The sequence below is a fragment of the Kushneria halocnemicola genome, from assembly GCF_965650455.1.
In the GTDB taxonomy this organism is placed as follows: Bacteria; Pseudomonadota; Gammaproteobacteria; order Pseudomonadales; family Halomonadaceae; genus Kushneria.
Genome location: NZ_OZ287968.1, coordinates 220,810 through 245,209, shown reverse-complemented (window position 1 = coordinate 245,209; position 24,400 = coordinate 220,810). Strand labels below are relative to the sequence as shown.

The following is a 24,400-nucleotide window of genomic DNA, read 5'->3' as shown; positions in this document are numbered from 1 at the left end:
AAAGGGAAGCTGGGCGCCAGCCGTCAGAAGTATCAAAGAACGCTCCCGAGATATCGCACGCGGCGATGAGTATTGGCCACTTGTGGCCACTGGCTCAACGTCACATGACAAAAAAGTGACGCCAGGCGCCCTGACAGCGACAGACGGCGGCAATTGGCCACGCTGTCGATCCAGATGGTTCTACGACCGATCAGACGCGACAGGAGTAAAAAGAGCAGGCCGGGTGCGGCCCCTGTGCTGATCACGACATCAAATGGCTTTCGTCGAATGATACCAATAATATCGATGACGCATTGCCCACCGCGCCAAAAGTTCGTCTTGTTGAAATCGGTAATCACATGCCGCCCAGGGGCATCGCGGGTAAGACGCGTGGTTACCCAGGTAACTTCCTCGACAACAAGGTATTCTGCGATGCGCTCCATTTGTGCCAGATGCCCACCGAAAGAGGCGACATACAGAATTTTCATGCCGGATGCCCCTTTTCGATGACATTGCCGGCCGACTCGCTTTTATCGGGGAATGCTTCCTTCATTATCTGTGCCATGTGTTGAAGGGCACGTTGATACTGCTGACGCCCGATGATCCTTTCAAGCTCGTGCATGCCGCAGGCCAGCAGCAGATCCCGATCCTGGCAACTTTCATCAACGCGTCGATATGTTTTTAATTGCGCCAGCAGTTCCCCCTTGCGTGCAGCACGAAGCTGGTCTGCAGTAGCACCAACGCCGATGGGTTCCAGTTCCCATTTGCCCCACGCGATAATGCAGGGCTGGCCTGTATCGTCGAGTAATACGTTTCTATCGTTCATTTCAGGATTGTGGATAAACAGGGGGAGCCGTCGCAGTCTTTCCTGCATCTCTTCAAGATGCTCCAGAAATACAGCCAGCAGCCGGCGCTGCTTGTCGCCGTCTATCGCCAGGTGTAATCGCTCGAACATTCTACTGCCTGCTCGACTCCACAGGGGCGGCTGAGAGCGCAGATACACGTCCACGATTTCTTCAGAGGGCACGTAGCACCACGATTTCAGAATCAGCTCTGAATGTACGTTACGCCAATGCTTGCGTGCGATCGGAGCCCCTCCCGGATGAGCTAGATGAACACAGGCGAAGGTTTCAAACACATGATTATCGATCAAGCGCGGAGCATTGAGGGCCTGAGTATCCATTCTTGATAGTAGATACGCTTCATGCCCCGCTTGCGCCTGCTGTTTAGGGAAATAAATCTTTTCCAACACTCGGTGGGATTTTTCTTCTTTGTCGAAAAACAGGTCAAAAAGGATAACACCGCCCTGACCGCTATCACGCCAGTACGATTGAAGGTTGAGTGCTTGTTGATTCAGTGCGTGAGATAACCATCCTGCGCTGCGCAACACTCGAACCTCCGGTGTAAACAGCTGCCAGAAACGCTGGCCGTCCCGGCTTTCCGTTGCAAGTAGCTGTTTTTCTCGAAAAAAAAGCGCATCAACACGTTCACGCTTCTCGGCCAGACGCAGCTGTCCGCTGACAAACCCCGTGGCTGACTGAAAAAGGCGGCGACTCAAAATCAGGCTGATAATGCCGATCAACAGATTGAGATTGTCGAGCCGATAAAACTCGGCCACCAGACACAAAAAACCGGACAAAAATCCTATCGAGCCGAGAGTGCGCAGAAAGCCACCGCTGTTGCTCGCAATCCAGCGCTCGATTTTATCGGCCGTGGCTTCATTGGGAAGACCGATGACAGCCGCTGTCGCGACATACATCAGCATCATGATCACAAGAAGAAAACCAAAAAGGGTAGGAAATAGAAAAAGCCCTGCCCCCATCCCTACAATAACGGTTGCCCCATCAGCGACAACCCCGCACACACGGCGATAATGTTCACTGACACCCTCACCCTGATCGCTGAACAGTGCAATCTTGCGTGCGTTATCAAGCACGATGCGTGAGCCACGGCGACTCTGTTTTTCGGCCAGCCAGTCCATCAGCTGCGAAAGGCCGTAAAGCGCAATGGCGCCAATACACAGCAAAACGATCCAGAGATCCCGCGTTTCAGGTGTGACAAAACCGCGAAAGTATCGTGGAATGCCGTTGCCGCCCAGCAAAAGAATAACCTTGAGCGGCAGCAAAAAGGCCACCATCTGTGCCAGCTGCGAGGTCAGAAGCAACAGGGAGGTAGCCGGGGCTGCAACGGGTGTCTGTGATAAAAGACGACGCCATACGCTGGAAAACCATTGCAGATGTCGCCCGGTCTGCTTCAACAGATTCATGTCAACTCATGATTGTTCAATATTAGGATTTACCTGTTCTTTCTTGCCCCAGAAACCACCAGGGCCGGATACCATCATGAGGGTGAAACAACCGGTCAGCGACATGGACATCCGATGTTTGAGGCAACAGGCTCGATTCGGCATAGGCATACTGCCAGGCCGCCCGTAGCGGCTGAAAACGTTGGACATCAAAAGCGTTGATCTGTTGCCAGGGCCAGGGCTGATCCTGATAAGCCAGCAGCCACTCGAATCCTTTTCTCAGGCCACGCCCGCTTTCATCATGGAAAGACCAGAGATCCTGACCATGACGCTCGGCCAGCAGTGCCAGATGCACCCAGCCCTGCAGATTGAAACAGCAATAATGAGCGCTGGTCGTTCGCTTGAGCTCCTCCGGCTGTGAGCCATCTACCGCAAACTGCTGAAGAATGCGCTCCTGACTGGTACGCAGGGTAGTCGAAACCAGTGCGTAGTCTTCCAGAAATGACGCAATGGCCGCGATCTGAAGGTCATAATAGGTGCCGTGATTATTACCCGAGCGACTTTCAGCCCTGCCCTGCGCACTGGTCTGGAGCCAGTGAAGATATGCCTTCAGCCATCTTCTCAGTTCAGTGCGGGCGGTCTCATCAAGTGTATCGGCACGTTCCAGCAAGCGAATGGCATCCAAAAGAAAATAGATATCCTTCATCTCGATAATGCCGGATTTGCTTCCTCGGTTGCGATTGTGGCCCTGTCGAACCTGGGCATAGTTCAGATGAGGATTCATCCTTGTTTGAGGATCACAAAACCAAGTACGTATCAACATCGCGCCATGCTCTGCAAAACGCTGACCTCCAACATGCTTCCAGGCCAGAGCACAGGTTGTAACGTCATCGAACAGACGCTGTAGTCGGGTCCGGTCATACTGGTCGCTTTCCGGCGCATAAAGCACCGTGCCGGGCACACGGACCCCATCACGTGGCATGTAGGGCAACCATTTTGGCAGGATCGGGTTGGGCCAGTAATACGGTGCCGGGTGCCAATAATCGTTGATATCGCCACTGGGCGGTAACGTGGTTTTATCAATAACCGAGTAGGGCCCCCGCTCAAGAGCACTTTCAGCCTCTTTGGCGAGCATCGTCTGCCAATTTGATACCAGAGGGCTGGACAAGTCACTGTCTGCGTAAAACAGCAGGGCACCATCGTTACGGCGCATTGGCATATACTGCGCATCGAGATGATCCAGCATTCCTCTGACCGCTTCGATTCTTGCAACACCACGATCTACCAGCCCTTTCCCGGGGTCCGTCTCGAGATGCGCCTTGCCCGAATTGAGTCGTGCTACCCAACCGGCATAACCAAAATGACCGGCCTCTTCTGCATAGGGCGGGCATGGCAGATCCCAGGGCTCGATAGCCCATTGGTCCCATTTACCCGATATTCCCAAACGCCAGAAAAGTTCTACCTTGGGCCGGCGACCGTAAGGGTGTGCTTCATCAAAACGCTCTGCAGCGTCCCGGCGAAAGATCAGTTGCGGTTCTTCGTTGGCCTCGGGCCGAAAGGTCTCATCAACAAGCTGCTGATTATCGGTAATGCGTGCCATCGGTACGACCTGATAGCGCCAGTGTGGTGTAGCCAGCACGCTCGAGCGAATCTCTGCCCATGCCGCGTTTGTTACAAAGCAGTTGCCATCCCAGGGCAGTATCCAGTCTGCGCTTTGTCGGCCGTCCTCAAGGGCCACGTTACGTGCCGCGTTGTTGTGCATCACGTAATTGTTCTTGTGACGATACAGCCGCATGACCAATCGATCCCTTTCGGCGGCATTCAATCGCTGGGCGTCTTCTGAATAGGTAAACCCGGCAAAGGGAAGCCCTTCAAAATCCCACCCCGTCTGGACATATTCATCACGATCAAAAGGCAGATCGATATAATGCTGATTATACTGCTCAAGCAGTGCCAGAATGGCCGCGTGTTCCTCAGGATTAACAATGCGGTTAACGACCCAGCGCTTTTTGCAGCCTTCGAGTTCGGGTTCATTTTCAAGAATGAATCGTAAATTGTCTCTCGACTGACCTCGAGCATGACGAGGCTCAAGGTCGTTGCCGATAATGCGATAAAGTACAAACGAAGCTTCAGACAATATCTGTAAGCTATCATCCCTCATTTTTCGGGAAGGCTCCGATATGACAGGTACTCTGCCACGATCAGATGGTTTGGTACTTACAAAGGAATGAAAGAAACGCTTGTACCATCTGGCAGCTCTGCGCCTGACAATTCCCTTGATTCTGCTTGCATAATGGTTCATTTGAATTCATCCGCTATCCCTGTTTGTATCTCGTAATTTCGAGACTCTGCTGACATTATATCTCTAAATACCAGTAAGGACGGATGCCATGTGACTCGGGAAATGTTGCTTTTGGTTCTCGGGCAACATGAGTTTCGTTTGCATCATCGCTGTGGCCAACAAAGGCATATAATGGCTGCAAGCATTGCTCATCGAAACTTTCATGCTGTGTATAGGGCCAGCTTTTCGCATCGAAGGATAAAAACGACAATAAGGCCGTTTGCAGGGTTATCCCTTTCGTTGAAACATGATTGACAAATTCCGGATTCGAGCGGCCGGCCAGTCTAAAAAGATTGATCCATGCCTGAAGGTTACGACGGCATCGAGTTCGGCTATTGCGGTCTCCAAGAAGAGCCGGAATAGAGCCATCTGATGCAAATTGCGTATTAAACCGGCATAGCGACCTCAGTAAAGCCTGTTTCATCTCCATTTTGTCATCTGTATATGACGCAATGGCAGCGATCTGCAAATCAACACATGTTCCAAGCTCGTTGGTCGCAGCACAATAATTTTTGCCGGTTTCGGATTCTTGCAACCAGACAAGATATTGGCGCAGGCTGCTCTTGAAAATCGAAATTTCTGTGCCACTCAACACGCCGGCTCTTTCCAGAAGCGCCATGACATCCGGATAGCACCAGGCATTACCCATAAAATGAGCCGGCAGCAGTTTTTCCATTTCGATCCGGACAGTTTCATCGGTTTCAGCGATGGTATCCGTAGTCGCCGTACAGCAAAAAAAGAAGCGCCTGAATAGTCTGGCCGACATTACAGCATGACGATGATCGCCATTAAAAAACCAGGCCAGTGCCAAAATCATTGAATAATTGAAAAAACTGCTTTCATTCGTTAAATAGTCGGAAGAGCGCTGCTTTTCAATGATACTGTTTGCATCTTCCAAAAGCTTTTCTATTTCGTATATAACAAATGAATCACTACCGGAGTGATAAAGCTCTCTTTTATCAACAAGATTTTTTATATCGATCGAAGGTGCCGACCATGACACCGTATCATCACTTACTTTCCTGTCCATAAGATGCAGGGTTTCAATAATGGCGTTCTGACGAGCTTTAAAGCGCTCTTTGACACTGATATTATTATGCTGCTCGAGTTCAAGCATGCCGGATGACAGCCTTGCAACCCAACCTGCCAGCCCATATTGGCCAGCATTGGGCCCGGGCGTCGAACGCGGGCGGTCCCATGGCTCATCACGCCAGTGATCCCATTTTCCGGGCACACCCAAACGCCAGAAAAGCTCAACCTTTGGACGCCTTCCATAGCAAAATGACTCGTCGAAAAGATTACTACTGTCGTGTCTAAATACTATTTGTGGTTCTTCTACCGCATCCGGCTGGAAATTATCATTAATTAGCTGGTCATTATTTTGAACACGTGTCATGGGAACGACAAAGTATTGTAGCCAGGGTTTTTCCAATATGTCTTCCCTGATACGACGCCAGGCACGTGGCGTCAAAAAACAATTTCCATCCCATGGCAGAACCCACTTCGCGAGTTTCTTTCCTTCTTTTAGAGCCTTGTTTCGCGCCCCGTTGTTATTCATAACGTAGTTGTTTTTATGGCGATACATGGCAGTCATGACCCGATTTCTTTTTTCGTCATCCAAAGCCATAAATTCCCGACTGGCCAGATACCCGGATTCGGGTAAACACGACATATCTAGGCCAATATTTTGATATTCCTTTGTATTAAAAGGGATCCGGACCCATTGTTGATCAAACTCTTCAAGCAGCGACAGAATTTGTTGCTCTTCATCAGCATCGACAATTCTATTAACGAGCCAATATCGAATGCAGTTTTCAAGAGGCTGTTCCTTTTCGAGAATAAATCTTAAATTTTCTCTTGACTGACCTTTTTTGTGACGCGGATAAAGATCATTGCCGATGATACGAAAAAGAACGAAATCATTTGTCTCGCTATCCGGGCTGCTATTCTGATATCGGCGGCCTGAAACATCTGACTGTTGCGTTTCACATTCCATCATTGACACTGCGGTCGAACGACGTTCAAAGCGTCGATTGGCTTTAACTATCCCATCTTCAAGCGCTTGCAGGCTTTGCTCTTGAGCCTTCAGTGTCTCTTCAAAATGACTATACTGTTGATCAAATCGTTCAAACCATTTAAAAATCATTTTGTCATTTAAATGCTGCTCAAGCTGTTGAGCATGTTTGTCCTTTTCTTTTAATAGCTGTTGCCAGGATGGCGGCTGCCGATCGCTTGAATCGTTATTCATGGTGTTATTCTCCTGCTACGGCATTGTTCTGATACTGACATTCCACGAGCTCTGGGTAACGCAGGAACAGACCATGTTCCTCAGGGGGCGTCTTGATTTGATGACGATGTGCAAAATTGCTTTTGCTGCTGGCGCGCCCCGCTCGACCTTCGTGTCTATAGCTTGACCAGTGGTTTTCACCATGGTTTACCAGATAAAGTGCCATTTCATCAGCCCAGCGTGTCATCAATCTGCCGTGTTTCTGGGAAATTTCAAAAAAGGAATCATGAAATCTTTGTTGCTCAAAGTAGCTTTCTTCTGAATTGCCACGTACCAAATCTTCAGGCTCGAAATAAAGTACTGCACACGAACCGCACTGATGCCAGAACGGAGCAGAAAACTCATTACATCGAGCAGCTATATTATTGGCATAGTCAAAAACATAGCCCTTCTCTATCAGATAGCCCTTTCTATTGTTGTCATCTCTGACACACTGGACAAGTGAAATGTCGATCAGGTCATCAGCATCAAGCTGCATATAATAAAAACCACTTGTTACATATTTGTTCAGAGCATCTCCGATGGCATTTCTCTTGCGCCGCTTATCATTACCAAATGTGCCATCAGAATTTATTGGGGGCTTAAAATCAACCACGACAAATTCGACATCCAGACCAAACGTATTTATTTCAGGTTTTTCATGCACAGCAAGCCATACACGAAAGTCGTGGGAACGTTGACGAGACAGGTTGTAAAGCGTTCGCTCCAGATTTTGGCAGGTTAGCACCCAGTTGTGCGTGCAAGCGCGTGCGCGCAGGCAAATACCGAAATGCATAGCGGGTGGCTCGCCATGTTTGTTTTGGGTTTGATATAACCTTGAGGCATCAGATGTTGTAACGTTTAAAGCCCAACCTGCTCGAGAACTGTTGTTTTGATTTTTCAACCATGACTGATACTTTTCGACACTATCTATTTGATTTTTAAAAAACACAGGCAGTGTTTTTTGACTCCACACCAACCCTGCCTCACCAAAAGATTCAGGGTTTTCACAGCCATCACGCAACATTGTTTCGTAGTAACCGGCATCGCTCGCGCGATCCAGGTCTAATAGCAAGGATTGTTCGGCATTGGCCGGCAGAGCGCAATACCATGGCCAAATCATTACCTTATCGACAAGATTACTAGCATAAGCAGCAAGTGACATCACCATTTTTTGATCAGGTATGAACAACCCGTTTTCATCAAAAAACCCACTGTTTATGCAGCTTTCATTTTCGATCCAATCGACTTTATAATGCGATAAACAGTCAATAACTCCGTCTCGAACGTTTCGATTGGAAAAATGCCCCACTACCCATATTGTTTCAATTCTTCCTTGGCCTTTTTCTTGCCTCAGCATTGAAACCAGTCGTTCTTTGTCAATTTCCTGATCTGACGACATCAGGCCTTGATCCAGCATACTGTACAGGCGTATTTTTTTATTAACATTATCGAGTGCACTGTTTCCCTCGACTATGAACGACGCATCTTGGGTAGATTCTTTTTTGATCGATAAATATTTTTCTTTGGTACCCCGAACAGAAGCCTTATTCATAAGGCTTCGGTGTCGGGTTATTTCTTTTTTTCCGTAGACGATCCTCCACGGCTCATCGGGCTTGCTATCTTGCGCAGTAACCCGGTGAGACGCCAGGAACGGCTTTTTAAAACTTTATCACTACGATCCTTGAAATAATCGGCTCGCTTTTTTTGCTGATCCAGCTTTTCCTGTAAATCGTTGTTTTTGCGCTGGCAGCTCCGAATTTCTTTTTTATGCTCTTGCTGTATTTTTTTTAGCTGATCATTAAGTTTTTTACTATCGCTCTGAACACTGTTTTTCTGGTAATTCTTTACCAGAATTTCAAGTTCTTTTTCATTGCTCTTCAAAAGTTCATTGAACTTTTTTTCATTTTCCTTGAACTGAGCATTGGCATTAATAAGGCTTTTATTTTTTTCTTCGAGCTGTTTATTGATATTTTTTAAATTTAAATTTTCGCCGTCAATTCTGGAAACCGCATCACTGCTTTCTTTTACTTGCTTTTCTTTTTCCCTGATAGAAATATCGAATTGCTGTTTGGTTTCTTTAAACCGGGCTTCTACAGCCACCAGCTTTTCTTTATGCTTTTGCAGCTGATCCAGCATTTTTTGCTGTTTTTCGTCTATTTTTTGTTGTTCATTTTTTTCCTTGATCTGATTCTGCAACTCTTGAATTCGATCATCACGCGTACGGACAACTTCTTTTTCAAGCCAGCCTACATGCGCATTTCCCTGCTTACTTACTGAATCTTCCAAACCTTTTCCCTTCTGCTCAAGCTGTTGCTCTCTTTTTTGCAAGAGACGCTCTGTCTTCTTTATATATTTATCGCTTTCTTCCAGCGATTTTTCCAGCTCATTGATACGACTGACATTAATGTCACGCCAGCGATTCCTCTCCTCGAGCATTATCTTTCGAGATTCTGCCAAATGATGATTTATCGCCATCTGCAGTATCAAATCGTCAATTTGCGAAGAGGGGTTATTGTTTTTGCCTGAATATAAATATTGAGCTGCCTTTTGCCCTTCTCGAACCCTTGTTTGCTGCAAAAGCCAGTCATGCGCTACTTGAAAGCTACGGCCATCAGCATCTGTTTGCTGCCAGACTGGAATACCAAGCCGGTCGCCATAGCGGGACAGCTGTGACATGGCAGCCAACGTAAATACGACATAATCGAGTGGATTGGCACGCTTCATTTCCAGCGGTAGTGAACCATCAGGTTCAATCTGGTCAACAGCACGTGTCTGTACCCGGTTAAGGACAATGTGTTCTGCCAGTGATTGATCCTTTACGAACCACGCAAAAGCCAGACACTGCAGATCGTACCAATAGGCAATGTTGTTTTTGGCGTGATCCGCAGCACGCCCATTTTGACTGGTGCGCATCCATTCGAGCAGCTTTTTGAACCAACACCTCAACTCATGAGATACAGTCTCCGGCAGTGCTTGAATAGACTCGAGCAGATAAACGGCTTCAGTAACATAAATCAGGTGGCGGGATTCAATGAGTCCTGCAGAGCGTACAGCGTCGTTACCCGGTACAACCTGAGCATATTGAAAATGCGGCGTTTGACAGGTTGCCGGATCAATGAACCAGGTTTTTAACTGCTCCAGAGCACGTTCTGCCCAAACAGTATCCCCTGTCAGATAGGCAGTCAGTGACAACACCTGTAACGATTCAACCATGAACACGAGTCGTTCGTTATCAAACCGTTCACTGTAACATTCGGGATTGACCTCACCGTCCCTGCGTACATATGGAAGACCGTCTTCGCTTTGCATATCGGGCCACCAGTATTTAGCCAGGCTACAATAGTCGTGCCGGTGCTCCTTTGCCATGTCACCGCTTTTTTGTATAACACTGGTTACTGGTTGCTCAAGAATATCGGTTGCTTTTTCAACCAGCCCCTCAACAACCTGAAGCGCATTTTGATCGCCGTCCTTATAAAGATTTGCCAGCTCAACCAGATGCTTTCCTTCGAGCAGTACTGTCTCGGGTACAGGTCCTTGCGGAGCTGACGAGGCATGCTTGTCCAGCCATTGATGGCCGACAGACAGGCCGGAACATAAATCAAGATAGATAGCTTTCTCGGCGGAGAGCATAGAGTTTTCTTTCCTTATCGTGATGTCTGGATCGATGTCGCCTGCTGGTTGCCGCGAGCCTCAACGTCTTTCCAGCCCGCCCCCACGCAATGCCCTGAAAACCTCTGGTATTTCGTCCAGCCAGATTCGACATTGAACAAGACTGGCGATGATCCGATGCGCTATTGGCTGATTGCGCTTTCTTGAAAGCCTTACAACGGGAAGTACCGGCGGGGAAAGACTGTACATGACTCTTGTAAGACGTTCGAGACCCCGGCTGCGAGCCACCTGCGCACCTCGAATGCGTCGCGCCTTGGTGGAAATTTCTGCATAGCGGGTTCGAGCGGGGTGTTTGACGCATGCCTTGGAGAGATAATGCAGCGGATAACCATGACGCCCTGCCTTGAGACAAAGCAGCCTGTCTCCGCCCGAAAACGCCGAGGCGTCAAAACCGCCCATGTCGCGAAAGGCATCGGCAGGCACAGCAAGATTGGCAGTCGCTCCGAACCCTTTGGCAGCGTATTCCTTTTGAGGAATGCCTTTCACCAGATCATGAATTTCTGCCCAACCGGGTTTGGCACTGCTGGCCACCATTTCGATATGACCGCTGAGCAGACAGTGCCTGCCGTGCGACTGCATGGCATCCCACAGATGCACCAGCCAGTCCGGCTCGGGGCGACAGTCAGCATCGGTAAAAACAAACCACTGCGTGTCATCAATAAAGTGCTCGATGCCCCGATTGCGAGCGGCATAGGCCCCCGGCGTCCCACAGTCGATCACCTCGACCTGCCTGTTTGCGTAGCGAGACGCATCGAATCCTGCTTCGTTGTTTACCAATACGATGCGGGAATAATCTTTCGGCAGGGTTTGTCGCATCAAACAGTCGAGCAACTCTTCAACCATTGCCCACTGACGATAGACGGGGACAACAACGGTCAGTGTCCGATGACATGAAGCATGGGGCATTGTGAGGTTTACCAAAAAATTCAAAGGCTGTCAGACCAGCCTCATTTAAAACTGAATAGATTACCGATCAGGCTGCAAAAGAAAAAGCCACGCGCAAGGCGTGGCTTTTTCGGCAACACTTTTGGTTCACGAATAGACGGGGAGTCTTTCGCAGACTTTGGCAACCTGCTCTTTCACCGTATTTTCAGCGTCAGCACTGTCGCCCTTTTGCATGGCATCGAGAATATCGCAGATCCAGCCCGCCAGCTCGCGGCATTCGTCTTCCTTGAAGCCGCGCGTGGTGACGGCAGGGGTGCCGATACGCAGGCCGGAGGTGACGAACGGGCTTTGCGGGTCGCCCGGTACGGCATTTTTATTGACCGTGATATGGGCGCGGCCGAGCGCGGCATCGGCGTCCTTGCCGGTCAGGCCCTGCTTGACCAGTGAGAGCAGAAACAGGTGGTCTTCCGTACCGCCGGAAACCACGTCAAAGCCGCGCTCCATGAACACACCGGCCATGACCTTGGCGTTTTTGACAACCTGCTGCTGGTAGGCCTTGAACTCGGGCTCCAGCGCTTCCTTGAAGCACACGGCCTTGCCAGCGATGGCATGCATCAAGGGGCCACCCTGCCCGCCCGGGAACACGGCGGAATTGAGCTTTTTATAAAGATCGGCATCGCCAAAGGCCGAAAGGATCAGGCCGCTGCGCGGACCACGCAGGGTCTTGTGGGTCGTGGTGGTCACCACGTGAGCGTGCTTGAGCGGACTGGGGTAGACGCCTGCCGCGACCAGACCGGCAACGTGGGCCATATCGACGAAAAACCAGGCGCCGACTTCATCAGCGATCTCGCGAAAGCGCGCCCAGTCGATGATTTGCGAATAGGCCGAGAAACCGGCGATGATCATTTTCGGCTTGTGCTCGCGGGCCAGACGCGCGACTTCATCGTAATCAATCAGGCCGTGGTCGTTGAGGCCATACTGCACGGCATTGTAATGCTTGCCGGAGAAGTTGGGCCTGGCACCGTGAGTCAGGTGACCGCCGGCGTCCAGGCTCATGCCCAGAATGGTATCGCCCGGCTTGACCATGGCCTGAAAGACCGCGCTGTTGGCCTGCGAGCCGGCATGCGGCTGTACGTTGGCGTAGTCGCAGTCAAACAGTTCGCAGGCGCGAGCAATGGCCAGCTCTTCAACCTTGTCGACGAACTCGCAGCCACCGTAATAGCGCTTGCCGGGATAGCCTTCGGCGTACTTGTTGGTCAGCTGCGAGCCCTGGGCGATCAGAACGCGCGGGCTGGTGTAGTTCTCGGAGGCGATCAGCTCGATGTGATCTTCCTGACGATCGTTTTCCTGCTGCATGGCCTGCCACAAGACATCGTCATAGCCGGCAATGGTCATATCGCGTGTGAACATGAACTTCCTCGATACCAGAAGGTTGAAAACGCACCGAACGGGCTGGACAGGCGCGTGGGGGAAAGACGTTGCCTGTCATCATACACAACGCTTTTGGGCCTTTCACTTGAAAGGCGGCCCTGCCTGTCCTCAGGGCGACACGCGCCCCCGTTGTGCTCAAGTGGTTAGTCAATCTGGCCTTTTTACCGTAGCATTTCGGCCACACCGCCCACTTTTCCCTTACGCCGAATACCTGCCCATGATTGCGTCGCTATTTCCTGTACCGGCATGGAATACCAATGCCACCACTCACTGGTGCCATCGCATCGGCGTTGTCGCACTACTGCTTTATATGTTCACCTGGATTCTGAGCCTGGACATTTCACGCTCGCTGGAACCGGTCTTGATGCTGGTCTATCTGGTGGCCCTGTTTGCCCAGCCCGGGCGAGCGCGCGCCTTTAAAGACCCGCTATGGCTGCTGCTGGGCCTGTGGCTGATGTTGCAACTGGTCACGCTGCCACCGGCAATGGCCATGTTCCCGGATTATGCAGAAGATCAGATCAAGAGCATGCGGGGTCTGACCAAAGTGTTCATGATTTTGCCCATTGCGTGGATCATGGCAGGCAGCACGCGGCTGTCGCTTCAGGTTTTGAGCGCCTTGCTTGTCGGCATGGTTGCAGGCGCTTTGCTCACGGGTGAAAGCCCGGCAACGCTTGCCCATTACATGGATATCGGCGAAAGGCCGACGCTTGGATTCAAGAACTGGCAGCACTCGGGCATCTGCGCCGGCATTATTTTGCTGGCTCAGGCCTGCTTTGCGCCGCGCTTTTTCAGGTATGCCTCGAGCCAATCCCGATGGCCGGGGTATCTGCTTTTGGCAGGGTTTGGCGCGGTGGCCGTACTGGCGTTTACGGGCTGGATCATTACCATGACACGCGCCAGCTGGCTCGGCATCGTTATCGTCATGCTGACAGCCCTGGCAGGTTTTTTGCTGATAACGCTCAAAAGCAATTCTGCAACGTCAATCAACGGAAAACGGTGGCTTTGGATACTGCTGGCTGCCGCACTGGCCTGTGTTGTATTCGGCATGCTTTTCGGGGATCAGATCGCTTCGCGTCTTTTCAAGGAGCACGACGTTATTCTGGAAATTCTCAGCGGCAACGTCGATAACGTCCCCATGTCGAGCATCGGGTTTCGCATTCATGCCTGGCACTATGGCCTGCAGCTGATCGCCGAACAGCCCTGGTTCGGCTGGGGGCCAAAAAGCCATATCCCTTTGCTTTTACAAAGCAGCAACCCGGTTGAAGATACAACGCTTGGCGCTATCGCGGCCCGCTCCAATCTCACCCATTTCCACAACAGCTATCTGACCGTACTGATTGCCAACGGCATCACGGGCTTTATGGTCTATCTGGGCGCTGTCGTTACCATCGCCGTGGCGGCCTATCGCAGCTGGCGGTGTGGCGATATGCCCGGTGATGTCATGGTCTTTTTGTCGCTGTTTTTCATTTTCTGGGCCTTCGTCAATCTGTTTGAAAGCTATATGGCCTATCGTACCGGGGTCTACGTGATCGGCGCTGTGGGCGGCATCGCCTATACCTACAGCATGCGTCGCCGGCTTGCCGTCCATGCGCAGCGACAGACACAGCGTCAGGATTGACAGATCGCCCATAAAAAACGGCAGCCTCATCGGCTGCCGTTTTTGTTTCAACCGGGGCTGTCGACTACGCCGAGACGCCCTGTGCTGGCACAGGAGTGGCATGTTTGACCGACTGTGCCGGCGGCCTTGTCAGATCGATGTTTTCCGGAAAGCCGATTTTTTGGCCCAGCTCAACGTCTGCGCTGACCGGGTCGAGCACGAACTCCCCGGCCACGGGCGTGAAGGTCAGCTCTCCGATATAACAACGATCACCGACAACAAAGAAGTCCACTCGGCAGAAACCAAACGGCTCTGAAACCGCCTTTGCCACCTGAATCATCTCATCAAGGCAGCCGGGGGCCTTGAGCTCTTCGCCCTGCAAGGGCTTGTAGCCGCGGCGATTGAACGGTGCGATCTGCCAATCCTCGGTAAAGAACTGACAGCGGATGTCGGTAAAGCGCCCGGCAATCAGCTGAATATAGATCTCCTGCTCATCGCCGTTGTTGAGCACCAGCACCTTGTAATCCGCCGGCACTTCGCCATCGATCAGCAGTGCCTTTTCGATCACAAGCTGGGGCTTGATGGCACGATAATGTTTCTCGCGATGCAGACCCGCATAGTCGTAATCAAGCCACTTGTTGGCTTCACAGGCCAGTTCAAACATGTCCGTGTGCCAGGGCTTTTTAACCACCTTGACCTGACCGGCGCTGTGGTTGGCCTTGATGACAAACGGCTCCTTGATCCGGCTCAGCTCACGCTCCGTGATCGTGTCGTAGACACCGACAAAGGGCACCAGATACTGCTCGCCGGCCCGTTCACGAATATAGCTTCGCACCGCGACCTTGTCCGCCAGGGTGGAAAAGCACGGATGCGGATAGCGCATGCGATAAAAGATCTTTTCACTGACACTTTTTGGGGCACTGAAATTGCAAAAGCGACCATGAAGACGCAGGTAAGTCAGATTGAAATAGATACTATCCGGCGTTTTCTTGAATAGTCGATAGATCAAGCTTCGCAGCTTTCTCATGCTTCATGTCCCGTGGTGATATCAACGCTAATGACGACTGCCCGTCAGGGCGTCATGGCACATCGTCATTTCTCCCCCTGATGACCGGCCTGAAATATCTGCCGGTATTCAGCAACTCGACAGATTCTCCGCGCCCTGCTGGTTGAAAACGCAAAGGGATAACGAGGGAAGCATGCAGAGTGAGGAGAATGTATATAGGCGGGCCTGCATCTACTATGCAGAAGCGTCTTTTTGGCTCCCAAAAGAGGCAAACATGCACTAAAGTAGCGCGTTCCGGATTTTGATTAGTCCTCGGCCTGAACAAGAGCTACAAAAAACCATCGTGGCAGCACCCTGACCCCGGCCTTAAGAATGACGCCCTGCGACTCCGGCAACATATTGGAAAGCAAGGTGGCGACACGGGCGTCGTGATCGTCGACTGACAGTGTCTTGCCTGCAGTGAGGGCATAACTTTGTAGCGTGGCATTGTTGTGTACATAAAATTGCCATGCACAAAAAAGAAAGCGCCTGCGGCCATTGATGGCCGCAGGCGCTTTAAGTGTCCTTTAGCGTCAAAAGGCCTTGATACTACCCTTCTCCCAGCAGTCGCAGGCTTTCCATCGGTGCCTGACGCCGCAGCGGCGTACTGAGTACATAACCGATCGCTCCAATCAAAAGCGCCCCGCCCAGCGGCATCACAAACCATACGCTCAGATGCAGCCGGGGGTCCAGATCAAGCCATACGCCATACAGCAGGGCACTGACGCCTTCTGCCAGCATCGCCCCCAGCAGACCGCTGGCAAAGCCGAGCCAGCCAAACTCCGCCAGCTGAGTGCGCACCAGCCTTCGGTCACCGGCGCCAAACACCCGCAACAGCGCCCACTCATGAGCACGTGCCGGTCGGGACGCCGTCAGCGCGGCGTAGAGCACAGCCACGCCGGCCAGCAGCACGAACAGCAACACCAGCTCGACGGCGCGCGACACCTGACGCAGCAGATCACGAACCTGCTGCAATATGGCATCGATATCCAGCAGCGACACCGACGGATACTGCTGAACCAGCGGACCCAGCGCCTGCTGCTCGCCGGTGGGCAGATGGAAGGCAGTAATGAAGCTGTGACTGAAGCGCTCCAGCGAACCGGGCGGGAAAATCACGAAGAAGTTGGGCTGAAACGATTCCCAGTCCACCTGGCGCAGGCTGGTAATTTCAGCCGTAACCTCACGCCCGCCGATATCAAAGGTCAGCCGGTCGCCGATCTCGAGGGAAAGATCCTGCGCCATGCTTTGTGCCACCGACACGCCCACCGGGCCATCACGGCCGGCCGTTCCGTCACCCTGCCCTGCGCCATCCGGGAACCATGTCCCCTCGATAAGGGTGTTGTTGTCGGGCATGGTGGCCGCCCAGGTCAGGTTGATCTCGCGACGCAGATTGCCGTCGTGACGCGCCTCTTCAGGCACCGCATCGCGCGCCGTAACGCCGTTGATCTCGACCAGGCGACCGCGCACGATGGGATAGACCGCCGAGCGACTGTCGGTAATATTATCCAGCGCATCAATAAAGCCGTCACGCTGGCTGGGCTGGATGTTGATGGCGAACTGATTGGGCGCATCGGATGGCAGCTTCGACTGCCAGTCGTCGATCAGGTCGGTACGAACCAGTGCAATCAGCGCCATCAAAGCGAAAGTAACGGCAAAGGCCAGAATCTGCCCGATGCTGGACTGTCGCCGACGCGCCAGCTGCCGACTGCCCGTGCGCCAGTGCTGCGGCAGAAACTTCGCGCCCCAGAGCAGCAGCGACAGCATTCCCTGCGCTACCCCCCAAAGCACGACCAGCGTGATGAGCCCGCCGATCAGCAAGCCACTTGAAAGCACAAGATCGCCGCTATAGAGCCACAGCAGTGCGCCGAACATGAGACTGGCACAGCCAATAATGACCCATCCGGCGGCCGGCAGCGGCGCCAGCTCCCGACGCAGCACCTTGAGGGCGCTGACCTTTTTGAGACGCAAGAGCGTCGGGCCGGCAAAACCGATCAGAATGGCCACGGCCGTCAGCATGCCCAGCAGCAGCGGCAAAACACCCGGCGGCGGCAACTCCAACGGCAGAAACTGCACTAAAAGCGCCAGCAGGGCCCACTGCCCGACCAGGCCCAGCACCGCCCCGGCGGCGGCCGCCGTCAGGGCCAGCATGGCCAGCTGCGCGGCAAAGATGCGCCCCAGCTGGCGCTGACTGGCGCCGAAACAGCGCATCAGGGCTGCCGTATCCAGATGCCGGTCAACGTAGCGTCGAGTCGCCATGGCCACCGCTACGCCGGCCAGCAACACGGCGGCAAGCCCCGACAGGCTCAGATACTGCTGGGAGCGCTCCAGCGCCCGGCCGATGCGCGGACTGTCCTTGCGCACGTCGATGACGCGGATACCCCGGTCCTGCCAGGTCTCGAGCTGCGGGTCCAGCGAATTCACCGCTTCCGGCGGGCCGGCGGCCAGCAGCCGCCAGGTCAGGCGGGCACCGGGCTGGATGAGCCCCGAGCGTTCCAGATCCGGCAGATTGATCATGACCCGCGGATTGAAACTGGCCAGTCCCACATCCTGATCGGGCTCCTCGAGAATCCAGGCGCTGACGCGAAACGATTCGTCGCCCAGCGTGACCGAGTCTCCCAGCTCCAGCCCCAGCGCGGTGCCCAGTCGCGGCTCGACCCAGACGGTGTGTCGCTCGGGCAGCCGGGTGGTGGTTTCGGCCCCCTCGCCGAAGTCGACCTGAAAGCTGCCGTACAACGGATAGGCCGGCGCCACACCCTTGAGACCTGCCAGCTGAAACCGGTCGTTGAAACCGGCCATCGAGACCGTATTGACCTGGCGCGCCGTGGTCATGCCGGCGTCTTCCAGGGTGTCGAGAATCTGCGTGTCGAAAGGGTTGCCCTGAACCAGTACCAGATCACCGCCCAGCAGCTGTCCCGACTGGCGCTCCAGCGCGCTGCCGATGCGGTCCAGAAAGAAACCGATCATGGTGGTGGCCGCCACCGCCAGCACCAGGGCCAGAAAGAGCGCGCGCACGTCCGCGGCGCGCAGATCGCGGGCAAGCCCGGTCCAGCCCAGACGCAGCGTGTGAAAGAGCTCGGCCATCGGCCGGCGCGTGGCAGTTTTTGTGGCGCTTGACCGGGCACTCATCGATGATCGGCTCCATCAGGGGCATGATCCGACGGCGTGTCGTTGATACGCTCGTGCAGTCGCCCCTCATCAAGGGTGAGCGTGCGGTCGCAGCGCGCCGCCAGCTGCGGGTCGTGTGTGACCAGCACCAGGGTCGTGCCGGACTCGCGGTTGAGCGTAAAGAGCAGATCCGCGATCCGGTCACCCGTGGCGCGGTCAAGATTGCCGGTGGGCTCATCGGCAAACACCAGCGCGGGGCTTGTCACAAAGGCGCGGGCGATCGCCACGCGCTGCTGCTCGCCGCCGGAGAGCTGTTTGGGCAGATGCTGCACGCGCGCCTCAAGGCCCACACGCTCAAGCCACTGCTGCGCCTGACGGGTATCGATGCCGGCCTCGCTCAGCTCCAGCGGCAGCAGCACGTTTTCCAGCGCCGTCAGCGTCGGCAGAAGCTGAAAGTTCTGAAACACGAACCCGACCTGCCCGGCGCGTAGCCGTGCGCGGCCGTCTTCATCCAGCGATGACAGCGATTCGCCAAACAGGGCAAGCTCACCACGAGTCAGCGTATCCAGGCCGGCAAGCAGCGCTAGCAGCGTGGACTTTCCCGCCCCCGAACTGCCCACGATCGCCACGCTTTCTCCGGCATGAATGTCCAGATCCAGAGCGTTCAGGATGGTGATGGCGTTTGATCCGCTGTCGACTGTCTTTTCAAGCTGGCGCGCCATCAGTACCGGTGTTCTATCCTGTTGGCGAGCGCCTGGCGCATGACCGGCCCGAGGGCTGCTGTCCTGTCCGGGGTGCTCAACGTCCTGTTTCCTGGCTTCTGGAGTCGACATCTTGCGCTACCTGAATTGGATGAATGTGTCATGCCGCATCGGCTCGAGGGCCCGACGCACGCTGATGATGCTGATGGTTGTACTGGCAACGGCGCTGCAGCCGGTACATGCCGAGACACTGCTGGTGGTGGGCGACAGCCTCAGCGCCGCCCGCGGCATCGACCGTGATGAGGGCTGGGTCAATCTGCTGCGCCAGCGGCTGGAATCCGAGGCACCGGGTCGCCACACGGTGGTCAACGCCAGTATCAGCGGCGACACCACGGCGGGCGGTCTCGAGCGACTGCCCGAAGCACTCGAGACCCACCAGCCCGATATCGTGCTGCTGGAGCTGGGCGGCAACGATGGTCTTCAGGGGCTGCCACCCCAACGCATGCAGGATAACCTGGCGCAGATGATCGAGAAGAGCCAGGCCAGCGGTGCTCGCGTAGCGCTTTTGGGCATTTTGATTCCGCCCAATTACGGCCAGACCTATACGAAGGCGTTCGCCGACGTTTTCCCGGCGCTTGCCAGCCGCTACGATGTGCCGCTGGTGCCCTTTATTCTTGAAGGGGTCGCCCTGAACGAGGACCTGATGCAGTCCGATCGCATTCATCCCAACGCGCAGGGGCAGCCGCTCATTCTTGATAATATCTGGCCGACCGTGGCCTCAATGCTTGATGAAGCATCGCCAGATGAGACGGCCCCTGCCAGTCGCCATTAAGTACTGATTCAAGCGAGACGGTTGAAGTGTCCCGCCTTTTACCCTTACGACTCATGTGGAAAACCTGCCATGTCCTCTGCGCCTCTTTCCTCCTTTGTGGTGGCCTATCGTCTGGACGGTCAGGGCAGCGGCACGCCGCTGGACCCCGAGGAGCTCTTGCGCGTCTGGCATCAGGACACGTCACAGCTCTGGATGCATCTGGACTTTACCCATCAGGACGTTGACCACTTTCTCGCCACCATCGCCAGGCTCGATGAAGATGTCATCGAGGCCCTGACAGAAGAAGACACGCGCCCGCGCGTGGCCGTGTTCAAGGGCGGACGAATCACGACCCTGCGCGGCATCAATCTCAACCCCGGCGCTGACCCGGACGATCTGATTTCGCTGCGCGTCTGGCTGACCGACAACCGATTGATCACCGTACGTCGGCGGCCACTGCAGTCCATTACCCGGGTACGCGCCTACCTTGACGCCGGTGAAGGGGCCCGCAATGTCGGCGAGCTGCTGGCGGGCATGGCCGATAGCCTGGTCGACCGGGTCGGCGATCTGACCCACCAGCTTGATGACGCCCTGGGCGAGCTGGAAGAGCGCCAGACGGCTGAGGGCGCGATCGATATTACCAACAAGGACCTGACCGATATTCGCCAGCCCCTGATCAATTTGCGCCGCTTCATGGAGCCGCAGTATCACTGTCTGACGCGTCTGGCAGAAGATGAGGTCTTTGATGACACCGCACGGCTGTGGCTTCGTGAAGCCGCCAACCAGCTCTATCGCTATGTCGAGGACTTTCGCGCCATGCAGGAGCGCGCCCTGATTCTGCAGGAGCAGCTCTGGAATTCGCACAACGAGCGCCTCAACGAGCGCATGTATCTGCTGGCCATCATTACCGCCGTGTTTCTGCCGCTGACCTTTCTAACCGGGCTTTTGGGCATCAACGTCGGCGGTATTCCAGGCGCTGAAAGTCCGGCAGGCTTTGCGGTCGTCGTGTTGCTTTCCATGCTGGTCGGTGCCGGTGTCATGGCCATTTTGAAAAAGTGGCGCTGGTGGTAGCGCCGCCCGGCGTCACGCTCTCTCGATTCAGCGGTCGATATGGCCCAGGTCACGCTCGGGATCGAGGCGGTCACGCACCCGGCGCTTTAACTCCTTGATATCGGGAAAACCGCCATCGCGCTTGCGCTCCCAGATCACCTCCGGCGCGCCGTGCGCCCCGGAGCGGATCACGATCTCGAAGTGGCCGCCGTGGCCGGGCGCCAGCGCCACCTGCTCAAGGCTTTCACCGAAGGTGGACAAAAGCTCCTGCGCGTACCACCCGGCCCGCAAAAGCCACTGGCACTGGGTGCAGTAATGAATGGTGATGTTCATGAATCGCTCCCTTCAATGTGGCATCGGTCAAACGACGAGACTATGTTACGGGTCGCCGGGTTACATTGAGCAACACAATCTCTTAAAAAACCCGGCCAGTCATTAGCATATTTAATGGAAGGCCGCGGGTAATCCGTTTTTACTACTCATTGTGCTGGCATCGCGCCGGCGAGGCTTCATATCATGCAAGCCTATCCTTCATGACCGAAACGCCGCTACCTGCACGTCAGGGCAGCATTTTTATTTGAGGAAGCATCGATCATGCAAACACAGCGGATGATCAGCCCCGAGCTGCTCGAACGTGTCGTCAATGCCTCGGAGGATGGCATTGTCGTGGCAGAACGGGAAGGCAACGAGAATATCCTGATCTACGTCAACGGTGGGTTTGAAGCACTGACAGGCTATAGCGCCGACGAAATCCTCTATCGGGACTGTCGCTTTTTGCAAAACGGCGACAACCAGCAGCCCGGCCTGGACCGCATTCGCGACGCCCTCAGGGAGGGCAAGGCCTGCCGCGAAGTCATTCGCAACTACAAAAAGGATGGTGCGCTGTTCTGGAACGAACTTTCCATTACGCCCGTCCATGATGAAGAAGACCAGCTGCTCTACTTTATCGGTGTCCAGAAGGACGTGACCAGCCTGGTCGAGGCACAGCAGGAGCTCGAGCGCCTGCGTGCTCGCGTTGAAGAGATATCCTGATCCCGCGTCTGCCATCGTATACCAGCGACCCGCTTCGGGGCCCGACATGTGCGGGCCCCTTTGATTTTCGCCCTTGCCCGCGGCCATCGACAATCGATGGCCGGGGCCAAACAAAACCGCTTGCCCGGGGCCACAAACGGCGCTATACAGCCTTTTTTACAGCGAAGGGCAGCCCCATGAGTACCGAGCTGTTTGAAGAAGCACCCGATGAACAGGAAGCGGTCAACGATGACACCTGGACGCCCAATGCACGTCCCAAAAAGGGCGAGATCTGTGCCCGCAGACGACTCGAAACGCTTTTGGAAGCGCGGCGACTCGAGCGCGACCTGACCGATGGGTGGGAGGCGTGGGACGAGGAGGAGTAGTCCGCACGCCGGTTCGTTGCCTGCCTTTCAGAGCGCCCGTGCGGCGCCCTGTTCGTTGGCACAGAAAGCACCGCACCCGGCTTTGCGCTGGCCGTGATGGCCCCTGATCTCTATCATCACGGTACTGGCAGACGACTGCCTCTGATACCCTGCCTATCACCATTGACTACGAGGCTGAATCCACTCCATGGCGCAATACGTATATACCATGAATCGGGTGGGCAAGACCGTGCCCCCCAAGCGCGACATCCTCAAGGATATTTCGCTGTCGTTCTTCCCCGGTGCCAAGATCGGTGTCCTCGGGCTTAACGGTTCGGGCAAGTCATCCCTTTTGAGAATCATGGCGGGCGTCGATCAGGACTATCACGGCGAAGCCCGGGCCATGCCCAATCTCAACGTGGGCTACCTGCCGCAGGAACCGGAGCTTGATGACAGCAAGACGGTCCGCGAGACCGTCGAGGAAGCGCTGGCCGAAATTACCGAGGCCCAGACAAAACTCGATGCCGTCTACGCCGCCTACGCCGAGCCGGACGCCGACTTTGACGCGCTGGCCGCCGAGCAGGCCCGCCTTGAAAACATGATCGAGGCCAGCGACGCTCACAACCTCGAGCGCAAGCTGGAAGTGGCCGCTGAAGCGCTGCGTCTGCCGCCATGGGATGCCTACGTCGAGCATCTTTCCGGCGGTGAGCGCCGCCGTGTCGCTCTGTGCCGGCTTCTGCTGTCAGGCCCCGACATGCTGCTGCTCGATGAGCCCACCAACCACCTGGACGCCGAGTCCGTGGGCTGGCTGGAGCGCTTTTTGACCGAGTTCGACGGCACGGTGGTCGCGGTCACGCACGATCGCTACTTCCTCGACAACGCCGCCGGCTGGATTCTCGAGCTGGACCGCGGTCGCGGCATTCCCTGGGAAGGCAACTACTCCACCTGGCTTGAAGCCAAGGAGAAGCGCCTGGAGCAGGAAGCCAAGCAGGAAGCGTCTCGCCAAAAGGCCATCAAGCAGGAGCTCGAGTGGGTTCGCCAGAACCCCAAGGGCCGTCAGGCCAAGAGCAAGGCGCGTCTCAATCGCTTTGACGAGCTGCAGTCCGGCGATTTCCAGAAGCGCAACGAGACCAACGAGATCTATATTCCGCCGGGACCGCGCCTGGGCGACAAGGTCATCGAGCTGCACAACGTCACCAAGCGCTTTGGCGACAAGATGCTGATCGAGGATCTGTCGATGTCCGTACCGCCGGGCGCGATCGTGGGCATCGTGGGCGGCAACGGCGCCGGCAAATCGACGCTGTTTCGCATGATCACCGGTCAGGAACAGCCCGACAGCGGTGAGGTGGTCGTCGGCGAAACCGTCGACATTGCCTACGTCGAGCAGCTGCGCGATGCGATGGACGATCGCCAGACCGTGTGGGAAGCCGTCTCCGGCGGTCAGGATGTGCTCAGCATCAACGGCTACGAGGTCTCCTCGCGCGCCTACGTCGGGCGTTTCAACTTCAAGGGCAACGACCAGCAGAAGTACCTGAAGGATCTCTCCGGCGGGGAACGCGGTCGCCTGCAGCTGGCCCAGACGCTCAAGCAGGGCGCCAACGTGCTGCTGCTCGATGAGCCTTCCAACGACCTAGACATCGAGACTCTACGTGCGCTGGAAGAGGCCCTGCTGGCCTTCCCGGGCTGTGCGATGGTCATCAGCCACGACCGCTGGTTCCTGGACCGTGTCGCCACGCATATTCTGGCCTATGAAGGTGATTCCCACGTGGAGTTCTTCGAGGGCAACTACACCGATTATGAAGCCGACTACCACAAGCGCGTGGGCAGCGACACGCCCAAACGCGTGAAGTACAAGCGTATCGACGCCTGATCGATGCCAGTAGCGCAGCATTAAAA

General features: G+C 54.8%; 18 protein-coding genes. 6 read left to right on the top strand and 12 right to left on the bottom strand.

Annotated elements, in window-relative coordinates; translation table 11 throughout:
• Positions 1-32 precede the first annotated feature (32 nt).
• The 8 genes from ACS92L_RS01075 to glyA all read right to left on the bottom strand — a co-directional run bounded on the left by ACS92L_RS01075 (position 33) and on the right by glyA (position 12,798).
• Positions 33-467, bottom strand: a complete 435-nt coding sequence (locus tag ACS92L_RS01075; protein WP_438766454.1) for an oligosaccharide biosynthesis protein Alg14 — start codon at positions 465-467, stop codon at positions 33-35.
• A complete protein-coding gene (locus ACS92L_RS01070) occupies positions 464-2,245 on the bottom strand; it encodes a hypothetical protein (protein ID WP_438766453.1) in 1,782 nt (593 codons plus the stop codon). Before ACS92L_RS01070 ends, ACS92L_RS01075 begins: the two co-directional genes overlap by 4 nt.
• A gap of 22 nt (positions 2,246-2,267) precedes the next feature.
• Positions 2,268-4,385, bottom strand: coding sequence for an alginate lyase family protein (locus tag ACS92L_RS01065; protein ID WP_438766452.1), 2,118 nt, complete (start codon positions 4,383-4,385; stop codon positions 2,268-2,270).
• A 196-nt stretch (positions 4,386-4,581) separates the two neighbouring features.
• Positions 4,582-6,813, bottom strand: a complete 2,232-nt coding sequence (locus tag ACS92L_RS01060) for an alginate lyase family protein (RefSeq protein ID WP_438766451.1) — start codon at positions 6,811-6,813, stop codon at positions 4,582-4,584.
• A gap of 4 nt (positions 6,814-6,817) precedes the next feature.
• Positions 6,818-8,386 (bottom strand): hypothetical protein, encoded by a 1,569-nt coding sequence (locus ACS92L_RS01055; protein ID WP_438766449.1) that lies wholly within the window; start codon positions 8,384-8,386, stop codon positions 6,818-6,820.
• A 17-nt stretch (positions 8,387-8,403) separates the two neighbouring features.
• Complete coding sequence (locus ACS92L_RS01050; RefSeq protein WP_438766447.1) at positions 8,404-10,464, bottom strand: alginate lyase family protein; 2,061 nt, start codon at positions 10,462-10,464, stop codon at positions 8,404-8,406.
• A 60-nt stretch (positions 10,465-10,524) separates the two neighbouring features.
• Positions 10,525-11,346, bottom strand: coding sequence for a glycosyltransferase (locus ACS92L_RS01045; protein WP_438766446.1), 822 nt, complete (start codon positions 11,344-11,346; stop codon positions 10,525-10,527).
• Positions 11,347-11,535: 189 nt separating this feature from the next.
• Complete coding sequence (glyA, locus tag ACS92L_RS01040) at positions 11,536-12,798, bottom strand: serine hydroxymethyltransferase (protein WP_438766445.1); 1,263 nt, start codon at positions 12,796-12,798, stop codon at positions 11,536-11,538.
• A 238-nt stretch (positions 12,799-13,036) separates the two neighbouring features.
• On the opposite strand from glyA, the gene ACS92L_RS01035 reads away from it, so the two are divergent.
• Positions 13,037-14,437 (top strand): O-antigen ligase family protein, encoded by a 1,401-nt coding sequence (locus tag ACS92L_RS01035; RefSeq protein WP_438766444.1) that lies wholly within the window; start codon positions 13,037-13,039, stop codon positions 14,435-14,437.
• Positions 14,438-14,501: 64 nt separating this feature from the next.
• On the opposite strand, the gene ACS92L_RS01030 is transcribed toward ACS92L_RS01035, so the two are convergent.
• The 3 genes from ACS92L_RS01030 to ACS92L_RS01020 form a co-directional block, all read right to left on the bottom strand.
• The gene (locus tag ACS92L_RS01030) at positions 14,502-15,443 is read right to left on the bottom strand and encodes an ATP-grasp fold amidoligase family protein (protein WP_438766442.1); all 942 of its coding nucleotides are present in this window, start codon (positions 15,441-15,443) and stop codon (positions 14,502-14,504) included.
• 567 nt (positions 15,444-16,010) lie between these two features.
• Complete coding sequence (locus ACS92L_RS01025; RefSeq protein ID WP_438768367.1) at positions 16,011-18,542, bottom strand: ABC transporter permease; 2,532 nt, start codon at positions 18,540-18,542, stop codon at positions 16,011-16,013.
• A 41-nt stretch (positions 18,543-18,583) separates the two neighbouring features.
• Positions 18,584-19,288 carry an ABC transporter ATP-binding protein gene (locus ACS92L_RS01020; protein ID WP_438768366.1) on the bottom strand — a complete coding sequence of 235 codons (705 nt, stop codon included), beginning with the start codon at positions 19,286-19,288 and terminating at the stop codon, positions 18,584-18,586.
• A gap of 130 nt (positions 19,289-19,418) precedes the next feature.
• Between ACS92L_RS01020 and ACS92L_RS01015 the strand changes: the two genes are divergently transcribed.
• Together ACS92L_RS01015 and ACS92L_RS01010 are read left to right on the top strand one after the other, a co-directional pair.
• Positions 19,419-20,099, top strand: a complete 681-nt coding sequence (locus ACS92L_RS01015; RefSeq protein ID WP_438768365.1) for an arylesterase — start codon at positions 19,419-19,421, stop codon at positions 20,097-20,099.
• A gap of 69 nt (positions 20,100-20,168) precedes the next feature.
• Positions 20,169-21,149, top strand: a complete 981-nt coding sequence (locus tag ACS92L_RS01010; protein WP_438766441.1) for a zinc transporter ZntB — start codon at positions 20,169-20,171, stop codon at positions 21,147-21,149.
• A 27-nt stretch (positions 21,150-21,176) separates the two neighbouring features.
• Here the strand turns inward: ACS92L_RS01010 and ACS92L_RS01005 are convergent, their stop codons facing one another.
• Positions 21,177-21,461 carry a SelT/SelW/SelH family protein gene (locus tag ACS92L_RS01005; RefSeq protein ID WP_438766440.1) on the bottom strand — a complete coding sequence of 95 codons (285 nt, stop codon included), beginning with the start codon at positions 21,459-21,461 and terminating at the stop codon, positions 21,177-21,179.
• A gap of 261 nt (positions 21,462-21,722) precedes the next feature.
• Here ACS92L_RS01005 and ACS92L_RS01000 point away from each other — a divergent pair, with 261 nt between their 5' ends.
• The 3 genes from ACS92L_RS01000 to ettA all read left to right on the top strand — a co-directional run bounded on the left by ACS92L_RS01000 (position 21,723) and on the right by ettA (position 24,374).
• Positions 21,723-22,160: a PAS domain-containing protein gene (locus tag ACS92L_RS01000; RefSeq protein ID WP_438766439.1), complete on the top strand. Its 438-nt coding sequence runs from the start codon at positions 21,723-21,725 to the stop codon at positions 22,158-22,160.
• 176 nt (positions 22,161-22,336) lie between these two features.
• A complete protein-coding gene (locus ACS92L_RS00995) occupies positions 22,337-22,525 on the top strand; it encodes a PA3496 family putative envelope integrity protein (protein WP_438766438.1) in 189 nt (62 codons plus the stop codon).
• 187 nt (positions 22,526-22,712) lie between these two features.
• Complete coding sequence (ettA, locus tag ACS92L_RS00990; RefSeq protein WP_438766436.1) at positions 22,713-24,374, top strand: energy-dependent translational throttle protein EttA; 1,662 nt, start codon at positions 22,713-22,715, stop codon at positions 24,372-24,374.
• Positions 24,375-24,400 lie beyond the last annotated feature (26 nt).